Source organism: Pseudomonas sp. SHLD1, from assembly GCF_028640935.1.
Taxonomy (GTDB): domain Bacteria; phylum Pseudomonadota; class Gammaproteobacteria; order Pseudomonadales; family Pseudomonadaceae; genus Chryseomonas; species Chryseomonas aestiva.
Map to the genome: position 1 here is coordinate 84,295 of NZ_JAQZAD010000014.1, position 14,986 is coordinate 99,280.

The following is a 14,986-nucleotide window of genomic DNA, read 5'->3' on the forward strand; positions in this document are numbered from 1 at the left end:
GCAAAAGGTCCTGCAACGCAGCGCCGCGGCCACCCAGGAGCTGGGTCGCCTGCAGCAGGAGATCACCCTGGTGGCCACGGCCGTTACGGAAATGGCTTCCGCCACCCAGGAGATCGCCCGCAATGCCGAGCAGACCGCCGAGGCCATCCGCCAGTCTTCCGACAGCACCGCCCAGGGCCTGACCCTGGTGCAGACCAGCAAGGAATCCATCAACAGCCTGGCCCGGGAAGTGGATGACGCCACCCGGGTGATCGGCGAACTGGACCACCACTCCCAGGCCATCGCCAAGGTGCTGGACAGCATCCAGAGCATCGCCGAGCAGACCAACCTGCTGGCGCTCAACGCGGCCATCGAAGCGGCCCGCGCCGGCGAGCATGGCCGGGGCTTCGCGGTGGTCGCCGACGAGGTGCGGACACTGTCGCAGCGGACCCAGGCGTCGACCCGGGAGATCAACGAGACCATCGGCACCCTGCAGCAGATGACCCGCCAGGCGGTGCAGCGCATGGACAGCAGCATGGCCATCGCCGAGCGCAGCGTCGCCGACGTGGAACGCGCCTCCAGCGCTCTGGAAGAGATCGCCCAGAGTGCCGGCGTCATCTCCGAGATGTCCCTGCAGATCGCCACGGCAGCCGAGGAGCAGACCTCGGTCACCGAGGAGATCACTCGCAACGTCATCACCATCAAGGGCCTCGGCGACACCCTGGCCAGCGGCGCCGAGGATTCGGAACGCCAGTCGCGCTCCCTGCAGCATCACGCTGCCGACCTCAATCGCGACGTGGCCCGCTTCATCCTGTAACCACGCAAACACAGCCGCCGCCTCCGGGCCGGCGGCTGCGTCCTGGCCGAAGACCCTGCGCCACGGGGCGAGCATCCGGTAAGATCGGCGCTTTTTCCGCGACGACTCCGCCCATGTCCCAGCCTTCCCGCTCCGAACTGCTCTATGGTCCCCAGGACCGACCGCGCCCGCTGATCGCCCTGCTCGCTGCCATCCAGCACCTGCTGGCGATCATCGTGCCCATCGTCACCCCCGGTCTGCTGATCTGCCAGGCCCTGGGCGTCTCGCCGCGCGACACCAACCTGATCGTATCCATGTCGCTGGTGATCTCGGGTATCGCCACCTTCGTCCAGTGTCGTCGCTTCGGGCCCTTCGGTGCCGGCTTGCTGATCGTCCAGGGCACCAGCTTCAACTTCGTCGGCCCGCTGATCGCCGGGGGCGCCCTGATGGTGAAGAACGGCACCCCGGTGGAAGCCGTGATGGCGGCCATCTTCGGCGTGGTCATGGCCGGTTCCTTCGTCGAGATGGGGGTGTCGCGGGTGCTGCCCTTCGTCAAGCGCCTCATCACCCCGCTGGTGACCGGCATCGTGGTCCTCATGATCGGCCTGACGCTGATCAAGGTCGGCCTGATCAGCATGGGCGGCGGCTTCGCAGCACTGGGCAACGGCACCTTCGCCAACGGCGAGAACCTGCTGCTGTCGGGCACCGTGCTGGCCACCATCGTGGTGCTCAATCGTCTCCCGTTGCGCGGCCTGCGCAGCAGCGCCATCGTCGTCGCCCTGTTGCTGGGCTATGCCCTCGCAGCCTGGCTGGGTCGGCTGAATTTCACCGGCATGCACGAGGCCGCCTGGGTGCAGATCCCCATGCCGCTGCACTTCGGCCTGGGCTTTTCCTGGTCGCTGTTCGTGCCCCTGCTGGTGATCTACCTGGTGACCTCGCTGGAGGCCATCGGCGACATCACCGCCACCAGCAAGGTCTCCCGCGAACCGGTGGAAGGTCCTCTATGGATGCAGCGGATCAAGGGCGGGGTGCTGGTCAACGGCGCCAACTCGCTGCTGGCCGGGCTGTTCAACACCTTTCCCAGCTCGGTGTTCGCGCAGAACAACGGGGTGATCCAGCTGACCGGCATCGCCAGTCGCCATGTCGGCCTGTGGATCGCCGCCATCCTGGTCCTGCTGGGGCTGTTCCCGGCGGTGGCCGGGGTGATCCAGGCAGTGCCCGAGCCGGTGCTCGGCGGCGCGGCCATGGTGATGTTCGGCGCGGTCGCCGCCTCGGGGATCAACATCCTCGCCAGCGTCGAGCTGGACCGACGCGCGCTGCTGATCATCGCCGTGTCCCTGGCGCTGGGACTGGGCATTTCCCAGGTACCGGAATTTCTCGCCCATATGCCGGCCGGCTTGAGAGCGGTACTGGAATCCGGCGTCGCCACCGGCGGCCTGTGCGCGCTGCTGATGAACTGGTTCCTGCCGGAGACGCCCAGAGCCGCCGACTAGACCGGGCTTTTTCATCCGCGGGCTGAAGTTCCGCGCAGGGATGCCGATAAGCCTGGCAAGTCACCTGTGGGCTTGCCGCGATCGTCGTTTCGACCGTGGGCGACCCACCCAGCAGAGCGCCCATGATCAGCCCGGATGTTCCTGTCGTTAAGGTCCCGCTGCGCGAATATGCCGTCCTGGCGCGTGCCATGGGCGCCACCGTCTTTGCCCAGAACCTCGAAAAGCGGCCGGGCGAACTGGTCGGCTGGCGCTTTCCCAAGGGCTGCTTCGTACAGAAGGCGCACTTCCAGAGTCTGCTGGGCCGCCAGCCGGAGACCCTCTAGGCTTTGCCTTCCAGCGCCGCGAGCAGGCGCTGCGCCTCATGCAGCTCGGTCTCGTTGAAGACGGCGACGCCCGCGCGCTTCAGCGCCGCCGCCGTGACGCCCTCGCCCGCCACCCGGGTGCCGCTGAAGCTGCCGTCGTAGTTTTCCACATTGCCGCAAGACGGACTGCGCGCCTTGAGCACCGCCAGGCGGATGCCATGGCGCGCGATCAGTTCGAGCGCGGCCTCGGCCCCGGCGACAAAGGCCAGGGTCACGTCCTCGCCGCCATCGGTCACCACCGGCAGCCGACCGTCGAGCACTGCGCCACCCTGGCCGCCGGGAATTTCCGCCGGCGGACGGGGCGTGGGCAGGCCACCGGCCACTTCCGGACAGAGCGGCACGATACGGCCCTGCGCCTGCCAGACCGCCAGCAGGTCGAAGGGGCCGTGGGCGCCGCCGTCATAGCGCACCCGATGCCCCAGCAGGCAGCGACTCACCAGTATCTTTTCCATGTGTCCTCCCGGTCCGCCGCCAGTCTACCTACCTAAGCCTGCAGCGGATTGTCACCCCGCCGGCGGAACCAGCCGGTCAGCGACAGCCGCTCGCGGGTGGCCGGCAGCACCTCGTGGGGCAGCTGGCCGGAGAGAAAGCACACCAGGCTGCCGCCCAGGGGCAGGACATCCTGTTGGCGCTGCTCGTCCAGATAGAGCCGCAGCTCGCCGCCCTGCTCCGGCAACCAGGCGTCGTTGAGATAGAGCACCAGGGAGACCATGCGCCGGTCATCGTCGCGGAAGCGATCCAGGTGGCGTGCATAGAAGGCGCCGGGCGGATAGAGGGCGAAGTGGCTCTCGTAGTCTTCCAGCCCCAGGAACAGGGAGCGGTTGAAGGCCTCGCGCAGGGTGTCCATGAGTTGCAAATAGCGCTGCACGCCGGGATGGGCATCGTCCGGCTCCAGCCAGGCGATATGGTCGCCTCGTACCCCTTCGCGGATCAGCGGGCTTTCGCCGCGACCGATGCCGGCGCGCTCCAGCTCACCGCGGGCGTGGCGCAACCGGCACTCGGCGGCCAGCTCGGCAGTGAGGTCCAGGGGCAGGAAGATGCTCTGCCGTGACCAGCCGTGCTCGGCGAGATCGTCGACGATACGTTGCAGTAGGGGATGCTCGGGGTGCAGAGCCATCGCGGAAACCGTCAGAACCGGGCCAGGCCGGCGGGATGCCGAGTGTAAGAGAAGTCGGCCACGGCTGCGCGCCTGCCTTGACCAGGCGACGAATGCCCGGGATGAGCGCCTCGACAGCCAGCCTGGGGTTGCCGACAATGGCGGACTTTCCGGCTCCGCGCCGCTGCCCGAGGTGTCCATGCGCGTTTTGTTCGCTTCCCTGCTTTTCGCCATCAGCCTGCCCGCCCTGGCCGACGATACGGTCAGTCTCTATCAGGCCGCAGGTTGGCCCGAGCAGCGCGGACACTTCCGCGACGCCCTGCAGGCTGCCCAGCAGCGCTACCAGAACAGCCTGCCGCCGGCGCTCTACCAGAGCCTGGTGGACAACAGCAACAAGCGCTACACCGCCGCGGCCATCGATCAGCGCGCCCTGGCCGCCTTGCGCCAGAGCCTGCCTGCCGACGGCCCCGCACTGCAGTTTTTCCAGTCACCGGTGGGACGCAAGGTGGTCGCCGCGGAAATCGCCGCCACTCGCAGCGATCAACTGGCCAAGAACGCCAATGGCGTACCCCAGATGCAGGCCAGTCCGGCCCGGCGTGCCCAGGCCAAGCGCCTGGCCACCGCCCTGCCCGTGCGCGAAGCCGGGGCCGAGGTCAGCGTGGCCTTGGCGGGCCTCGCCGCCGACAGCCTGAGTTCGATGCTGCCGGGCCTGATGGGCCAGCAGCAGTCCGGAGGCATGATCGAGCAGCAGCGCCAGCGATTCATCCAGCAGATGAATGCCGGTGACCTGGAGAACACCCTGCTCTATGTCTATCGCACCCTGAACGACAGCGAACTCGGCCAGTTCGCCGACTTCGCCAGTTCGGCCAATGGCAGCGCCTACTACCGCGCCGCCGTGGCTGCCCTGCGCGCCGGCCTGGGTGGCGGCGGCCAGTAGGACGGCTCAGGCGAGACGGTCGTCCAGCCAGCGGAAATAGCGCTGGCGCAGGGCCTCGGTCTCGTTGACCAGATGGTGCCGCGCCTCCGGCAGGCGCAGCACCTCGGGCCGCGCGAACTTGGCCTCCAGCACTCCCAGGTTGTGCCGCCAGTCGACGGTGAAATCCTGCTCGCCCTGGATCACCAGCAGGCTCCGGGTACTGGCCGGCGCCCTCTCCAGTTGCGGAATCCAGCGCGCCAGGGCGCCCACCCACTGCGCCGGCAGCTCGCGTGGCTGCAGACTGTCCCGCTGCAGGAAGTCGAGAAAGGCCGGATCCCCGGAATTCACCGAGAAGCGCCGCGGCAGGGCGCGCGCGAAGGGCTTCACCAGGCGATAGGTCCACAGGCCCTGGCGCCAGGCGTGGGGCCTGACCAGGGGCGCCAGCAGGATCGTCTCGCCCAGTTCGGGGGCGGGCTCACCGCGCAGCAGATAGTCCAGCAGGATGGCGCCGCCGGTGCTCTGGCCGAGCAGGTGCCAAGGCCGCGGCAGGTCCAGGCGCCGGGCCTCGGCGATCAGGGCCGCCAGGGCGGTCTGGTATTCGGCGAAGTCGTTGATGCTGGCGCGGGCCCCGCTCGACAGGCCATGTCCGGGCAGGTCGCAGGCCAGCACCGCCAACCGCCGTGACAGGGCCCAGTCCACCACGTGACCATAGAGGCCCATATGGTCGTAGTAGCCATGCAGCATCAGCAGGCTGCCCCGCGGCTCGCGCGGCCACCAGCCCTGCACCGCGAGCCGGTAGCCGCCGGCGGCCAGCGCGCCCAGGGCCACCGTCACCTCCGGCCGCGCGAGGCTGTCAGCCAGGCGGTAATGGCGGCGATAGGCCTGGTGGTCGGGATCCGGCGGCAGGTCATGCTGCAAGGGCACCAGGGCCTGGCGCAGGCGGTCTAGATCGAAATGAGGCGTCATGGCTCGGTTCACGGCGAAGTTGCCCCCCATGATCGACGTCCGGGCCGCTACAGGACAAGGCTTCGCCAAAGGACTTTTCCAATTGTTTCAAAATGCGCAACTCTCCCCTGCGCAGAGGTGTCTGAATATTTCACTGCCTAGGCAGTATTCTGGATCCGCTTCATTGCCTGGGCAGATACTGCAATGTCACATTTCGACCGTAGCAACTTTCCCCTGCGCTATTCCGTAGGCCATCTGATCCACCTGGCGAATCAGTACAAGGATCGCCTGCTGGACAGTCACCTGGTGCCCTACGACATCACGGCTGCCCAGTTCAAGGTGCTGCTGCTGCTCGCCCGCGACCTGACCGACACCCCGGCCGAACTCAGCCGCTGCCTGTCGCTGGACAGCGGCGCCATGACCCGCATGCTCGATCGTCTGGAAGCCAAGGGTCTGCTGCGCCGCGTGCGCAGCCTGAGCGACCGTCGCCAGGTGCGCCTGGAACTGACCGAACAGGGCAAGGCCCTGAGCAGTGAACTCATGCAGATCGGCGTCGACGCCCTCAACGACCTTACCCAGTGCCTGGACCGCCAGGAGCTGGACGACCTTGAACGCCTGCTCCGCCGCCTGCTCAGCCCCTCCGGCCTGTTGCCGGAGACCTCTGGAGACCTCTGACCCATGACCTTTCGCCTGCCATTGACCGCCCTCTGCGCCGCCCTGCTGCTGGCCGGCTGCGTGTCGTCCGAGGGGTTGCACACCCAGGGGCGCGCTGTGGATCCGGCGACGCTCAAGGGCGAAGCCACCTTTGCCAGCGATTGCCTCTCCCCCGCCCAGTGGCCAAGCGCCGACTGGTGGACCCGGCTGGGCGATCCGCAACTCGACAGCCTGATCCGCGAGGCCTTGCGTGACAGCCCCTCGCTGCAGGAAGCCGATGCACGCAGCCGCCAGGCCGATGCCGCGGTACTCGCTGCCGATGCCGACCGCTATCCGCAGATCGACGCCAGTGGCGGCGTCACCCGTTCGCGCCTCGCACGGCCGGACGATCCCGTCGGCCAGGGCGAACGCTACAGCACGCTGCGCCAGTTCGATGTGAGCGGCAGCTACAGCTTCGACCTCTGGGGTGGCCAGCGCGCCGCCTGGGAAGCCGCTCTCGGCCGCGCTCGCGCCGGCGAGGTGGATCGCCAGGCCGCCCGCCTGACCCTGGCGGCCAACGTCAGCCGCGCCTACAACCAACTCGGCCTGGCCTACGCCAATATGGACGTAGCCCAGCAGGACCTGGAGCGTACGCGCGGCATGCTCGATCTGGCCCAGCGCCGGGTGGACGCCGGTCTCGACAGCGACTACCAGCTGCAGCAGACCCAGAGCCTGGAAGCCAGCTCGGCCTCGGCCCACACCGCCGCCGAGCAGCAGGTGCGTACGGCGCAGATCCGCCTCGCCGTGCTGCTGGGCAAGGGGCCCGACCGTGGCGCCGAGATTCCGCGGCCGAAGCTGATAGCTCCCGCCGCGGTCAACCTGCCCGGCCAGCTGCCCGCCGAATTGGCCGGTCGCCGCCCGGACCTGATCGCCGCCCGCTGGCGGGTGGAGGCCGCGAGCAAGGACATCGCCGCCAGCAAGACCAACTTCTATCCCAACCTCAACCTCACGGTAGCGGCCGGCAGCAAGGCCATCCTTGGCGATGCCCTGTTCGGCGGTCCGGCGCGCTTCTTCAACGTGGGGCCGGCGTTGTCACTACCGATCTTCGATGGCGGTCGCCGTCGTTCCGATCTCGCCAGCCGGGACGCCGACTACGACCTGGCCGTGGCCCAGTACAACCAGATCCTGGTGCAGGCGTTGGGCGACATCGCTGACGCCATCACCCGCCAGCGTTCGCTGGATCAGCAGATCGTCCAGCAGCAACGGGCCCGCGACATCGCCAAGAGCTCCTTCGACATCGCCATGCAGCGCTATGGCGCTGGCATTGGCAACTACCTCGACGCCCTGACCGTCGAGCAGCAACTGCTGCAGGCCGAGCGCCAGCTGGCCAGCCTCCAGGCCGATCGCGTCGACAGCGGCGTGCTGCTGATGCAGGCCCTGGGTGGCGGCTTCCAACCGTCCGAACTGCCGCCGGCGCCCGCCGCAGCGGCCACACACTGATACCGAGAGCCCGACCATGGCCGATTCCGCCGCAACCCCCAACGACAATGCCCAGGAGCAGAAACCGCAGCGCTCCGGCAAACGCAAGGTCCTCCTGCTGCTTCTGCTGCTGGTGGTGATCCTGGCTGGCGTGGGCGTCTACTGCTACCACCTGTTCTATGGCCGCTTCCATGCCAGCACCGACGATGCCTACGTCAACGGCAACCTGGTGCAGATCACGCCCCAGGTCGTCGGCACCGTGACCCGCATCGCCGTGGACGATGGCGACTTCGTGCGTCAGGGCCAGCCGCTGGTGGAATTCGACCCCAGCGACACCGCCGTGTCCCAGCAGAGCGCCGAGGCCAATCTGGCCAAGACCGTGCGCCAGGTGCGCGGCCTGTACAGCAACGTCGACAGCTACAAGGCCCAGGTGGCCGCGCGGCGCGTCGAGGTCGAACGGGCCCGCGCCGACTACGCCCGCCGCCAGCAACTGGCCAAGGGCGGCGCCATCTCCAAGGAAGAACTGGCCCATGCCCGGGACACCCTGGTCGCGGCGCAGAGCTCCCTGACCTCCGCCCAGCAGCAACTGGACACCAACCAGGCGCTGGTGGACGACACCGAGATCGCCTCGCACCCGGACGTCAAGGCCGCCGCCGCCCAGTTGCGCCAGGCCTATCTGAACCATGCCCGCAGCACCCTGGTGGCGCCGGTCAGCGGCTATGTCGCCAAGCGCTCGGTGCAGGTCGGCAGTCGCGTGCAGCCCGGCGCGGCGCTGATGGCCGTAGTGCCCCTGGACCAGATCTGGATCGACGCCAACTTCAAGGAAACCCAGCTCGCCGAGATGCGTATCGGCCAGCCGGTGGAAATCCATTCCGACCTCTATGGCGACGACGTGCGCTATCGCGGCGTGGTGGAAAGCCTGGGCGTGGGTACCGGCAGCGCCTTCTCGCTGCTGCCGGCGCAGAACGCCACGGGCAACTGGATCAAGATCGTCCAGCGCCTGCCCGTACGGATCCGCCTGGAAGGCGACAACCTGGACAAGCACCCGCTGCGCATCGGCCTGTCGACCGTGGTCGACGTCGACCTGCACGACCAGGACGGCGCGCGCCTGCCCACCACCACGCCGCAGCAGCCGCGCTACAGCACCGACGTCTACGACCATCAGCTGGCCGATGCCGATCAGCTGATCCAGCAGATCGTTCACAACAACGGTCCGGCGGCGCGTGCCGCGGGCGTCGCCAAGCGCTGACAGCCAAGGAGGCTCCTGGGGAGCCTCCCCGTCCACCCCTTCTGGTAATCCGTCATGAGCGATAACGCCTTTCGCCCGGCGAGCCTGGTGCTCGCCACGGTGGGCCTGTCCCTGGCCACCTTCATGCAGGTGCTCGACACCACCATCGCCAACGTCGCCCTGACCACCATTTCCGGCAACCTCGGGGTGAGTTCGGAACAGGGCACCTGGGTCATCACCGCCTTCGCCGTGAGCAACGCCATCGCCCTGCCGCTGACCGGCTGGATGGCGCGCCGCTTCGGCGAGGTCAAGCTGTTCATGGCCGCCGTGGTGCTGTTCGTCATCACCTCCTTTCTCTGCGGCATCGCCACCTCCATGCCCGAGCTGGTGATCTTCCGCGCCATGCAGGGCTTCGTCGCCGGCCCGCTCTATCCCATGGCCCAGACCCTGCTGCTGGCGATCTTCCCGGCGGCCAAGCGCGGCATGGCCCTGGCGCTGCTGGCCATGGTGACGGTGGTGGCGCCCATCATCGGCCCCATCGCCGGCGGCTGGATCACCGACAACTACAGCTGGCCGTGGATCTTCTTCATCAACATCCCCATCGGCATCTTCGCCACCCTGGTGGTCTGGAGCCAGCTGGGCAAGAAGCCGGAAAAGCTGGTGCACCAGCCCATCGACTATGTCGGGCTGATCCTCCTGGTGCTGGGTGTGGGCGTGTTGCAGGTGGTGCTGGACAAGGGCAACGACCTGGACTGGTTCGAATCCAACCTGATCTGCCTGGGCGCGGCCTTTTCCGCCGTGGCCCTCACCGCCCTGGTGATCTGGGAGCTGACCGACAAGCACCCCATCGTCAACCTGCGGCTGTTCCGCTATCGCAACTTCAGCTTTGGCACCCTGGCGCTGGTGCTGGGCTATTCGGGCTTCTTCGGCATCAACCTGCTGCTGCCCCAGTGGCTGCAGACCCAGCTCGGCTACACCCCGGTGTGGGCCGGTCTGGCGGCGGCGCCCATCGGCATCCTGCCGGTGATCCTCTCGCCGCTGGTGGGCAAGTTCGCGCACAAGACCGACCTGCGCCTGCTGGCCGGCGGCTCCTTCCTGGTGATCGGGGCATCCTGCTTCATGCGCGCCACCTTCAACAACGAGGTGGACTATCGCCACATCGCCGAGGTGCAGACCTTCATGGGCCTGGGCGTAGCGCTGTTCTTCATGCCCACCACCAGCATCCTGCTGTCCAGCCTCAAGCCGTCGGAGCTGGCGGATGGCGGCGGCCTGGCGACCTTCCTGCGGGTCCTCGGCGGCAGCTTCGCTTCCTCCCTGACCACCTGGCTGTGGCAGCGCCGCGCCATCCATCACCATGCCCAGCTGACCGAGGACGTCACCGTCTACAGCCCGGCCACCCAGCATTACCTGGACGCCCTCGGCGGGCCGTCGCAGCAGGCCTATGCCCAGCTGGACAAGGTGGTGGAGAGCCAGGCCTACATGCTCTCCACGGTGGACTACTTCACCCTGCTCGGCTGGATCTTCATGGGCCTGTTCCTGATCATCTGGCTGGCCAAGCCGCCCTTCGCGGCCAAGCCGGGGGCCGGTGGGGGCGACCACTAGTCCGGCATTCAGGGAGTGCCGGGCTGGGTCTCCAGGTAGTCGGCGATGTCGCGCAGGTCCTCGGCATCGCCGATGCCCCAGAATCTCATCTTGGTGCCTGGCACCTTCGTTTCGGGATCGCGCAGAAAGGCCGCCAGGGCCTCGCGGTCCCAGGCGAAGCCGGCCTGGCGCATGGCGTCGGAGTAGTTGTAGCCCGCCAGGCTCCCGGCCTGGCGACCGACGAGGTCGTTGAGCTGGGGGCCAAAGCCGGACTGGGCGCCCGGCCCCACCGAATGGCAGTTGTGGCAGCGGCGCAGGAAGAGGTTGCGGCCATTGTCGGCATCGGCCCAGGCCACCTCCCCGCTCAGCAGCGTCAGCAGGACCACCCCGGCCAGGGGCCTCATCGCTGGCACTTGCGGCAATAGACGCTGGCGCGCTGGCCCAGGCGGATCTCCTGCAGGCCCGTGCCGCAGACCTTGCAGAATTCGCCCTTGCGCCCGTAGACGAACAGCTCCTGCTTGAAATAGCCCGGCGCCCCGTCACCGCCGATGAAGTCGCGCAGGGTGGTGCCGCCGCTCTCGATGGAGCGCGCCAGGACCTTCTTGATCTCTTCGGCCAGGCGCTCGTAGCGCGCCCGGGAAACGCTGCCGGCGGCACGGCGGGGATCGATGCCGGCGGCGAACAGTGCCTCGGCGGCGTAGATGTTGCCCACCCCCACCACCACGGCGTTGTCCATGATGAAGGGCTTGACCGCCATGCTGCGCCCGCGCGACAGCTCGAACAGCCGACCGCCGTCGAAGGCCTCGGTCAGCGGCTCGGGCCCCAGCTTGCAGAGCAGCACATGGGCATGGGGATCCTGGGTCCAGAGCAGCGCGCCGAATCGGCGCGGATCGGTGTAGCGCAGCGACAGCCCGGATTCCAGCTCGATGTCGACGTGCTCGTGCTTGGCCGGCGGCTGGTCGGCCGGCACCAGGCGCAGGCTGCCGGACATGCCCAGGTGGCCGATCAGGGTGCCGCTCTCGGCGCGGATCAGCAGGTACTTGGCCCGCCGCTCGACGGCCTCGATGCGCTGCCCGGAGAGGCGCACGTCCAGGTCCTCGGGTACCGGCCAGCGCAGCCGGCCATCGCGGACGATGACCCGGCGCACGCGCTGACCGACGACATGGGGCTCGATGCCCCGGCGGGTGGTTTCGACTTCAGGTAGTTCGGGCATGGAGGTCCAGGAGGCTTGCAGATGCCTTAGTAATTGATCCGGCCGCTGCCCATTTCAAGGATGGTTTCCTTGAGCGACTCGAAGTCGTACTCGGACAGGCCGACGTGATCCAGCACCCGCGGCGCGATGGCCTGCCACTCGTGATCCTCGTCCTGGCCACCGAGGGCGCGATAGCAGCGGCAGATGTGCTCGGCCATCTTCAGCAGCGCCAGCAGGTTCTTGATCTGGATGTCGGCCGAAGAGTCCTCGTCGAAGACCGACTGGGCGTTGTGGTGATTGGCGATGGCCTGGCCGACGTGTTCCGGCAGGCGCCAGGAGCGGGAGATGAAATAGCCCACCACGGCATGGTTGGTGCTGAAGATGCGGTTCTCCACGTCCACCACCCGCACCTGCTCGTTGACGCTGGCATAGGCCTCTTCCAGCACCGCCATGTAGTTGGGGAAGCGCTTGAGCATCAGCGGGATGCCGCAGTTGTGGAACAGACCCAGGGCATAGGCCTCGTCCGGAGTCGGATAGCCGGTCTTCTTGGCCAGGCTCAGGCAGGTCTCGGCGACGTCCTGGGCGGTGTCCCAGAAGCGGTTGAGGATGACGATGGTCTCGTCGGTGAGCTCGCCCTTGATCGACTGGGCGTTGATCAGGTTGATGACCGACTGGCTGCCCAGCAGGTTGACCGCCCGCTGGATCGAGGTGATGCGGTTGCTGAGGCCGAAGTACGGCGAGTTCACCAGCTTGAGCAGGGCACCGGAGAGCCCCGGATCCTGGCCGATCAGGCGGGAGATGACCTTGAGATCGGGGTTGGGCATGAGCTGTTCGAGTTGCAGATCCACCATGATCTGCGGCTGCGGGGGAATGCTGATGCCTTGCAGGGCCTGACGGATCTGCTCCTCGGTCAGCTGAGGGGACGCTTGGGACATGGGGACTACTCTGCGATGGATGTCGCAAATCTACTCCGCGCCGCTCGGCGATGCCATCGGGCGCGACGAAGGAACTTAGCAGCGGCAAAACGAGCCGGATTCAGGAGCGCTGGCAAAAGGCTAGCCTGACCGAATTACTATCGAGGTATCCGCAACCATGGCTACATCCCTGAACGGCAAGAAAATCGCCATCCTGGTCACCGACGGCTTCGAACAGGCCGAACTCACCGGCCCCAAGCAAGCCCTGGAACAGGCGGGCGCCCAGACCCACATCATCTCCGCCGAGAAGGGTGAGGTGCGCGGCTGGGACGGCACCGAGCCGGCCGACAGCTTTCCGGTGGACCTCACCTTCGCCGCAGCCAATGCCGGCGACTATGACGCCGTACTGTTGCCCGGCGGCGTGGTCAATGCCGACACCATCCGCATCGACGCGCAGGCCCAGCAGCTGACCAAGCAGATCGCCGACGCCGGCAAGCCGGTCGCCGTCATCTGCCACGGTGCCTGGCTGCTGATCTCCGCCGGCTTGGTGCAGGGCAAGACCCTGACCAGTTGGCCCTCGCTGACGGACGACCTCAAGAACGCTGGCGCCACCTGGCAGGACCAGGAGGTCATCGTCGACGGTCAACTGGTGAGCAGCCGCAAGCCAGACGACATTCCGGCCTTCAATCGCGAGTTCATCAAGCTGCTGGCGGGCTGAATCAGCAAGACTGGCACTTTGATCTCATAAGACTGAACTTATGGCAAAGTGCCAGAGTCTTATCGAGTGCCCCCAAAGCACTTTTAGCCCGCCCTGCCCGGCGGGCTTTCTTTTGCCCGGCGTTTGGGCCCGGAGCCTGTCCGGAATCTTGCGAGCTAGCGCCAGACAAGGCGCGGGCGGGGTTGGCCTTCCAGGGCGTTTTAAAACGCCGTTTGGCCTACGCCCAGCAGATCATGTACAGGCTCTCAGGCCTGGAAATCACCTTGCAGATCCACCAGATGGCGCTCGATGTCGGCCAGGCGCTGGCCCTGATCGCTCATGCCCAGCCAATCCAGCTTGAGGTGCGCCTCGAACGGCAGCAGGTAGGCCAGCTGGCAGCCCAGTGCCTGGCGGTCGACAACCTCGCCGCCCATGTCCAGGCTGGCCACCATCGGATGCTGGGCCAGGGCCGCCAGCAGCGCCATCAGGTCGGCGTCGCCATCGCGTAGCGGCTGGGGATCGGTCTCGGGGAGCCACTCCACCTCACCCACCACCAGGTGATCGGGTTGCTCTTCCTGGCTCAGGAGGCGAAAGCGCCGTCCGCCTTCGATGCGGATGCCCAGCAGGCCGTTGCTCTGCTGCTGCCAGTCGCGGATCAGCGCCTCGCAGCCATAGGCGCCCAGACGATTGGGCGCCGCACCGGTCTCGCGGCCCTCGAGGATGGTCACCACGCCAAAGCTGCTGCCCTGCTTGAGGCAGCGACCGAGCATGTCCAGATAGCGGGCTTCGAACAGCTGCAGATCAAGGCGGCAACCGGGAAACAGGGTGGTGTTGAGCGGAAACAGGGGCAGCGTCATGAAACCTCCGGGGCTTGAGGGTCCTGCTGGATAGAGCATCGAGCGCCGCCGAAGGCTCCCGCGCGGCGACGCGCGGGAGCCTGGTCGGGTCAGAAGCGGTAGACCTCGGCGCCGGTGCGGATGGGCACCACGGCCGGCAGCGTTGGCCGAGCCTGGGCCTCTTCGACAAGTTTCTTCGGCTCCTTGCGCGCCATCTCGGTCTCGCGGCGGCCGCGCTGGGCGACCTTGGTGAGATCGGTGGCCAGCCGCGCCGACAGTTGCTGCAGCAATTCGCCCTGGGCCCGCACCTGGGCCGCGCGATCGCCCGCGTGCCGGGTCTGCAGGTGGATCACCTCGGTGTCCAGCAGCCGGCCCTGGCCGTCGCGCAACTGCCAGCTGGCATCGAGGGTGGCAGGCGCCTGGTCACCCGCATCGAGGCGGGTCACCACCAGTTCCACCCGGTACTGCGGATCGAAGCCTGCGGGTTGCTCCCCCACCACCACCCGGCCGCTATTGAGGCGGCCGGCGAGCTGGCGCTGCAGCAACTGGCGCACGTTGGCGTCCAGCGGTCCGGCCCAGTGATCGCGGGTGGTCTTGAGACTGCCGTCGGGCTGGCGCTCCAGCAGCACGTCGCGCTGCAGGTAGTCGGCCAGTTGCAGGCTTTCGATCCACACCGCCAGGCCGCGCTCACTGCTCGCCGGCGCACGCGCATTGCCGCCATCGAGCTGGTAGTAGTGGCTGGGGCCGAGGCTGGCACAGCCACCCAGGCCGGCCAGCAGGCCGACGAGCGCCAGCCTGGCAAGACACATCCGTTTCATCGAGGCTCTCTCTCGACGGGC

The 14,986-nt window shown here is 67.6% G+C and carries 17 protein-coding genes; 9 read left to right on the forward strand and 8 right to left on the reverse strand.

The window, feature by feature from the left end:
• The first annotated feature begins 70 nt into the window (after positions 1-70).
• The 3 genes from PVZ77_RS26080 (at position 71) to PVZ77_RS11005 (ending at position 2,591) form a co-directional block, all read left to right on the forward strand.
• Positions 71-796, forward strand: a complete 726-nt coding sequence (locus PVZ77_RS26080; protein ID WP_405046303.1) for a methyl-accepting chemotaxis protein — start codon at positions 71-73, stop codon at positions 794-796.
• Positions 797-909: 113 nt separating this feature from the next.
• Positions 910-2,268, forward strand: coding sequence for a nucleobase:cation symporter-2 family protein (locus PVZ77_RS11000; protein WP_273806465.1), 1,359 nt, complete (start codon positions 910-912; stop codon positions 2,266-2,268).
• Positions 2,269-2,390: 122 nt separating this feature from the next.
• A complete protein-coding gene (locus PVZ77_RS11005; protein ID WP_273806466.1) occupies positions 2,391-2,591 on the forward strand; it encodes a hypothetical protein in 201 nt (66 codons plus the stop codon).
• Here the strand turns inward: PVZ77_RS11005 and PVZ77_RS11010 are convergent.
• Positions 2,588-3,082: a DUF523 domain-containing protein gene (locus tag PVZ77_RS11010; protein WP_273806467.1), complete on the reverse strand. Its 495-nt coding sequence runs from the start codon at positions 3,080-3,082 to the stop codon at positions 2,588-2,590. The genes PVZ77_RS11005 and PVZ77_RS11010 overlap by 4 nt on opposite strands.
• 32 nt (positions 3,083-3,114) lie before the next feature.
• On the reverse strand, positions 3,115-3,747 hold the full coding sequence (locus tag PVZ77_RS11015; protein ID WP_273806468.1) for a 2OG-Fe(II) oxygenase: 633 nt from the start codon (positions 3,745-3,747) through the stop codon (positions 3,115-3,117).
• A 178-nt stretch (positions 3,748-3,925) separates the two neighbouring features.
• Between PVZ77_RS11015 and PVZ77_RS11020 the strand changes: the two genes are divergently transcribed.
• Entirely contained in the window at positions 3,926-4,663 is a 738-nt protein-coding gene (locus tag PVZ77_RS11020) for a DUF2059 domain-containing protein (RefSeq protein WP_144957080.1), read from the forward strand.
• A gap of 6 nt (positions 4,664-4,669) precedes the next feature.
• On the opposite strand, the gene PVZ77_RS11025 is transcribed toward PVZ77_RS11020, so the two are convergent.
• Positions 4,670-5,608: an alpha/beta hydrolase gene (locus tag PVZ77_RS11025; RefSeq protein ID WP_273806469.1), complete on the reverse strand. Its 939-nt coding sequence runs from the start codon at positions 5,606-5,608 to the stop codon at positions 4,670-4,672.
• A 183-nt stretch (positions 5,609-5,791) separates the two neighbouring features.
• Here PVZ77_RS11025 and PVZ77_RS11030 point away from each other — a divergent pair, with 183 nt between their 5' ends.
• From PVZ77_RS11030 to PVZ77_RS11045, 4 genes are read left to right on the forward strand one after another with little or no spacing between them, the layout of a single operon-like run.
• A complete protein-coding gene (locus tag PVZ77_RS11030; protein WP_273806470.1) occupies positions 5,792-6,262 on the forward strand; it encodes a MarR family transcriptional regulator in 471 nt (156 codons plus the stop codon).
• Positions 6,263-6,265: 3 nt separating this feature from the next.
• Complete coding sequence (locus PVZ77_RS11035) at positions 6,266-7,720, forward strand: efflux transporter outer membrane subunit (RefSeq protein WP_273806471.1); 1,455 nt, start codon at positions 6,266-6,268, stop codon at positions 7,718-7,720.
• Positions 7,721-7,736: 16 nt separating this feature from the next.
• Positions 7,737-8,948 carry an efflux RND transporter periplasmic adaptor subunit gene (locus PVZ77_RS11040; RefSeq protein WP_133862576.1) on the forward strand — a complete coding sequence of 404 codons (1,212 nt, stop codon included), beginning with the start codon at positions 7,737-7,739 and terminating at the stop codon, positions 8,946-8,948.
• Between the two features lie 54 nt (positions 8,949-9,002).
• Positions 9,003-10,529, forward strand: a complete 1,527-nt coding sequence (locus PVZ77_RS11045) for a DHA2 family efflux MFS transporter permease subunit (RefSeq protein WP_133862577.1) — start codon at positions 9,003-9,005, stop codon at positions 10,527-10,529.
• Positions 10,530-10,537: 8 nt separating this feature from the next.
• Here PVZ77_RS11045 and PVZ77_RS11050 read toward each other — a convergent pair whose 3' ends face one another.
• Genes PVZ77_RS11050 through PVZ77_RS11060 form a run of 3 tightly spaced genes read right to left on the reverse strand, consistent with a single transcriptional unit; the run spans position 10,538 to position 12,572 of the window.
• Entirely contained in the window at positions 10,538-10,912 is a 375-nt protein-coding gene (locus PVZ77_RS11050; protein ID WP_273806472.1) for a c-type cytochrome, read from the reverse strand.
• Positions 10,909-11,721, reverse strand: coding sequence for a bifunctional DNA-formamidopyrimidine glycosylase/DNA-(apurinic or apyrimidinic site) lyase (gene mutM / locus PVZ77_RS11055; protein ID WP_273806473.1), 813 nt, complete (start codon positions 11,719-11,721; stop codon positions 10,909-10,911). The genes PVZ77_RS11050 and mutM overlap by 4 nt, the downstream gene beginning before the upstream one ends.
• 26 nt (positions 11,722-11,747) lie before the next feature.
• Positions 11,748-12,572 (reverse strand): HDOD domain-containing protein, encoded by an 825-nt coding sequence (locus PVZ77_RS11060; RefSeq protein ID WP_273806660.1) that lies wholly within the window; start codon positions 12,570-12,572, stop codon positions 11,748-11,750.
• A gap of 220 nt (positions 12,573-12,792) precedes the next feature.
• On the opposite strand from PVZ77_RS11060, the gene PVZ77_RS11065 reads away from it, so the two are divergent.
• Positions 12,793-13,332, forward strand: a complete 540-nt coding sequence (locus PVZ77_RS11065; RefSeq protein ID WP_273806474.1) for a type 1 glutamine amidotransferase domain-containing protein — start codon at positions 12,793-12,795, stop codon at positions 13,330-13,332.
• 245 nt (positions 13,333-13,577) lie between these two features.
• Here PVZ77_RS11065 and PVZ77_RS11070 read toward each other — a convergent pair whose 3' ends face one another.
• On the reverse strand, positions 13,578-14,168 hold the full coding sequence (locus tag PVZ77_RS11070) for an LON peptidase substrate-binding domain-containing protein (protein ID WP_273806475.1): 591 nt from the start codon (positions 14,166-14,168) through the stop codon (positions 13,578-13,580).
• Between the two features lie 89 nt (positions 14,169-14,257).
• Positions 14,258-14,965, reverse strand: coding sequence for a PqiC family protein (locus PVZ77_RS11075; protein ID WP_273806476.1), 708 nt, complete (start codon positions 14,963-14,965; stop codon positions 14,258-14,260).
• Positions 14,966-14,986: the final 21 nt, after the last annotated feature.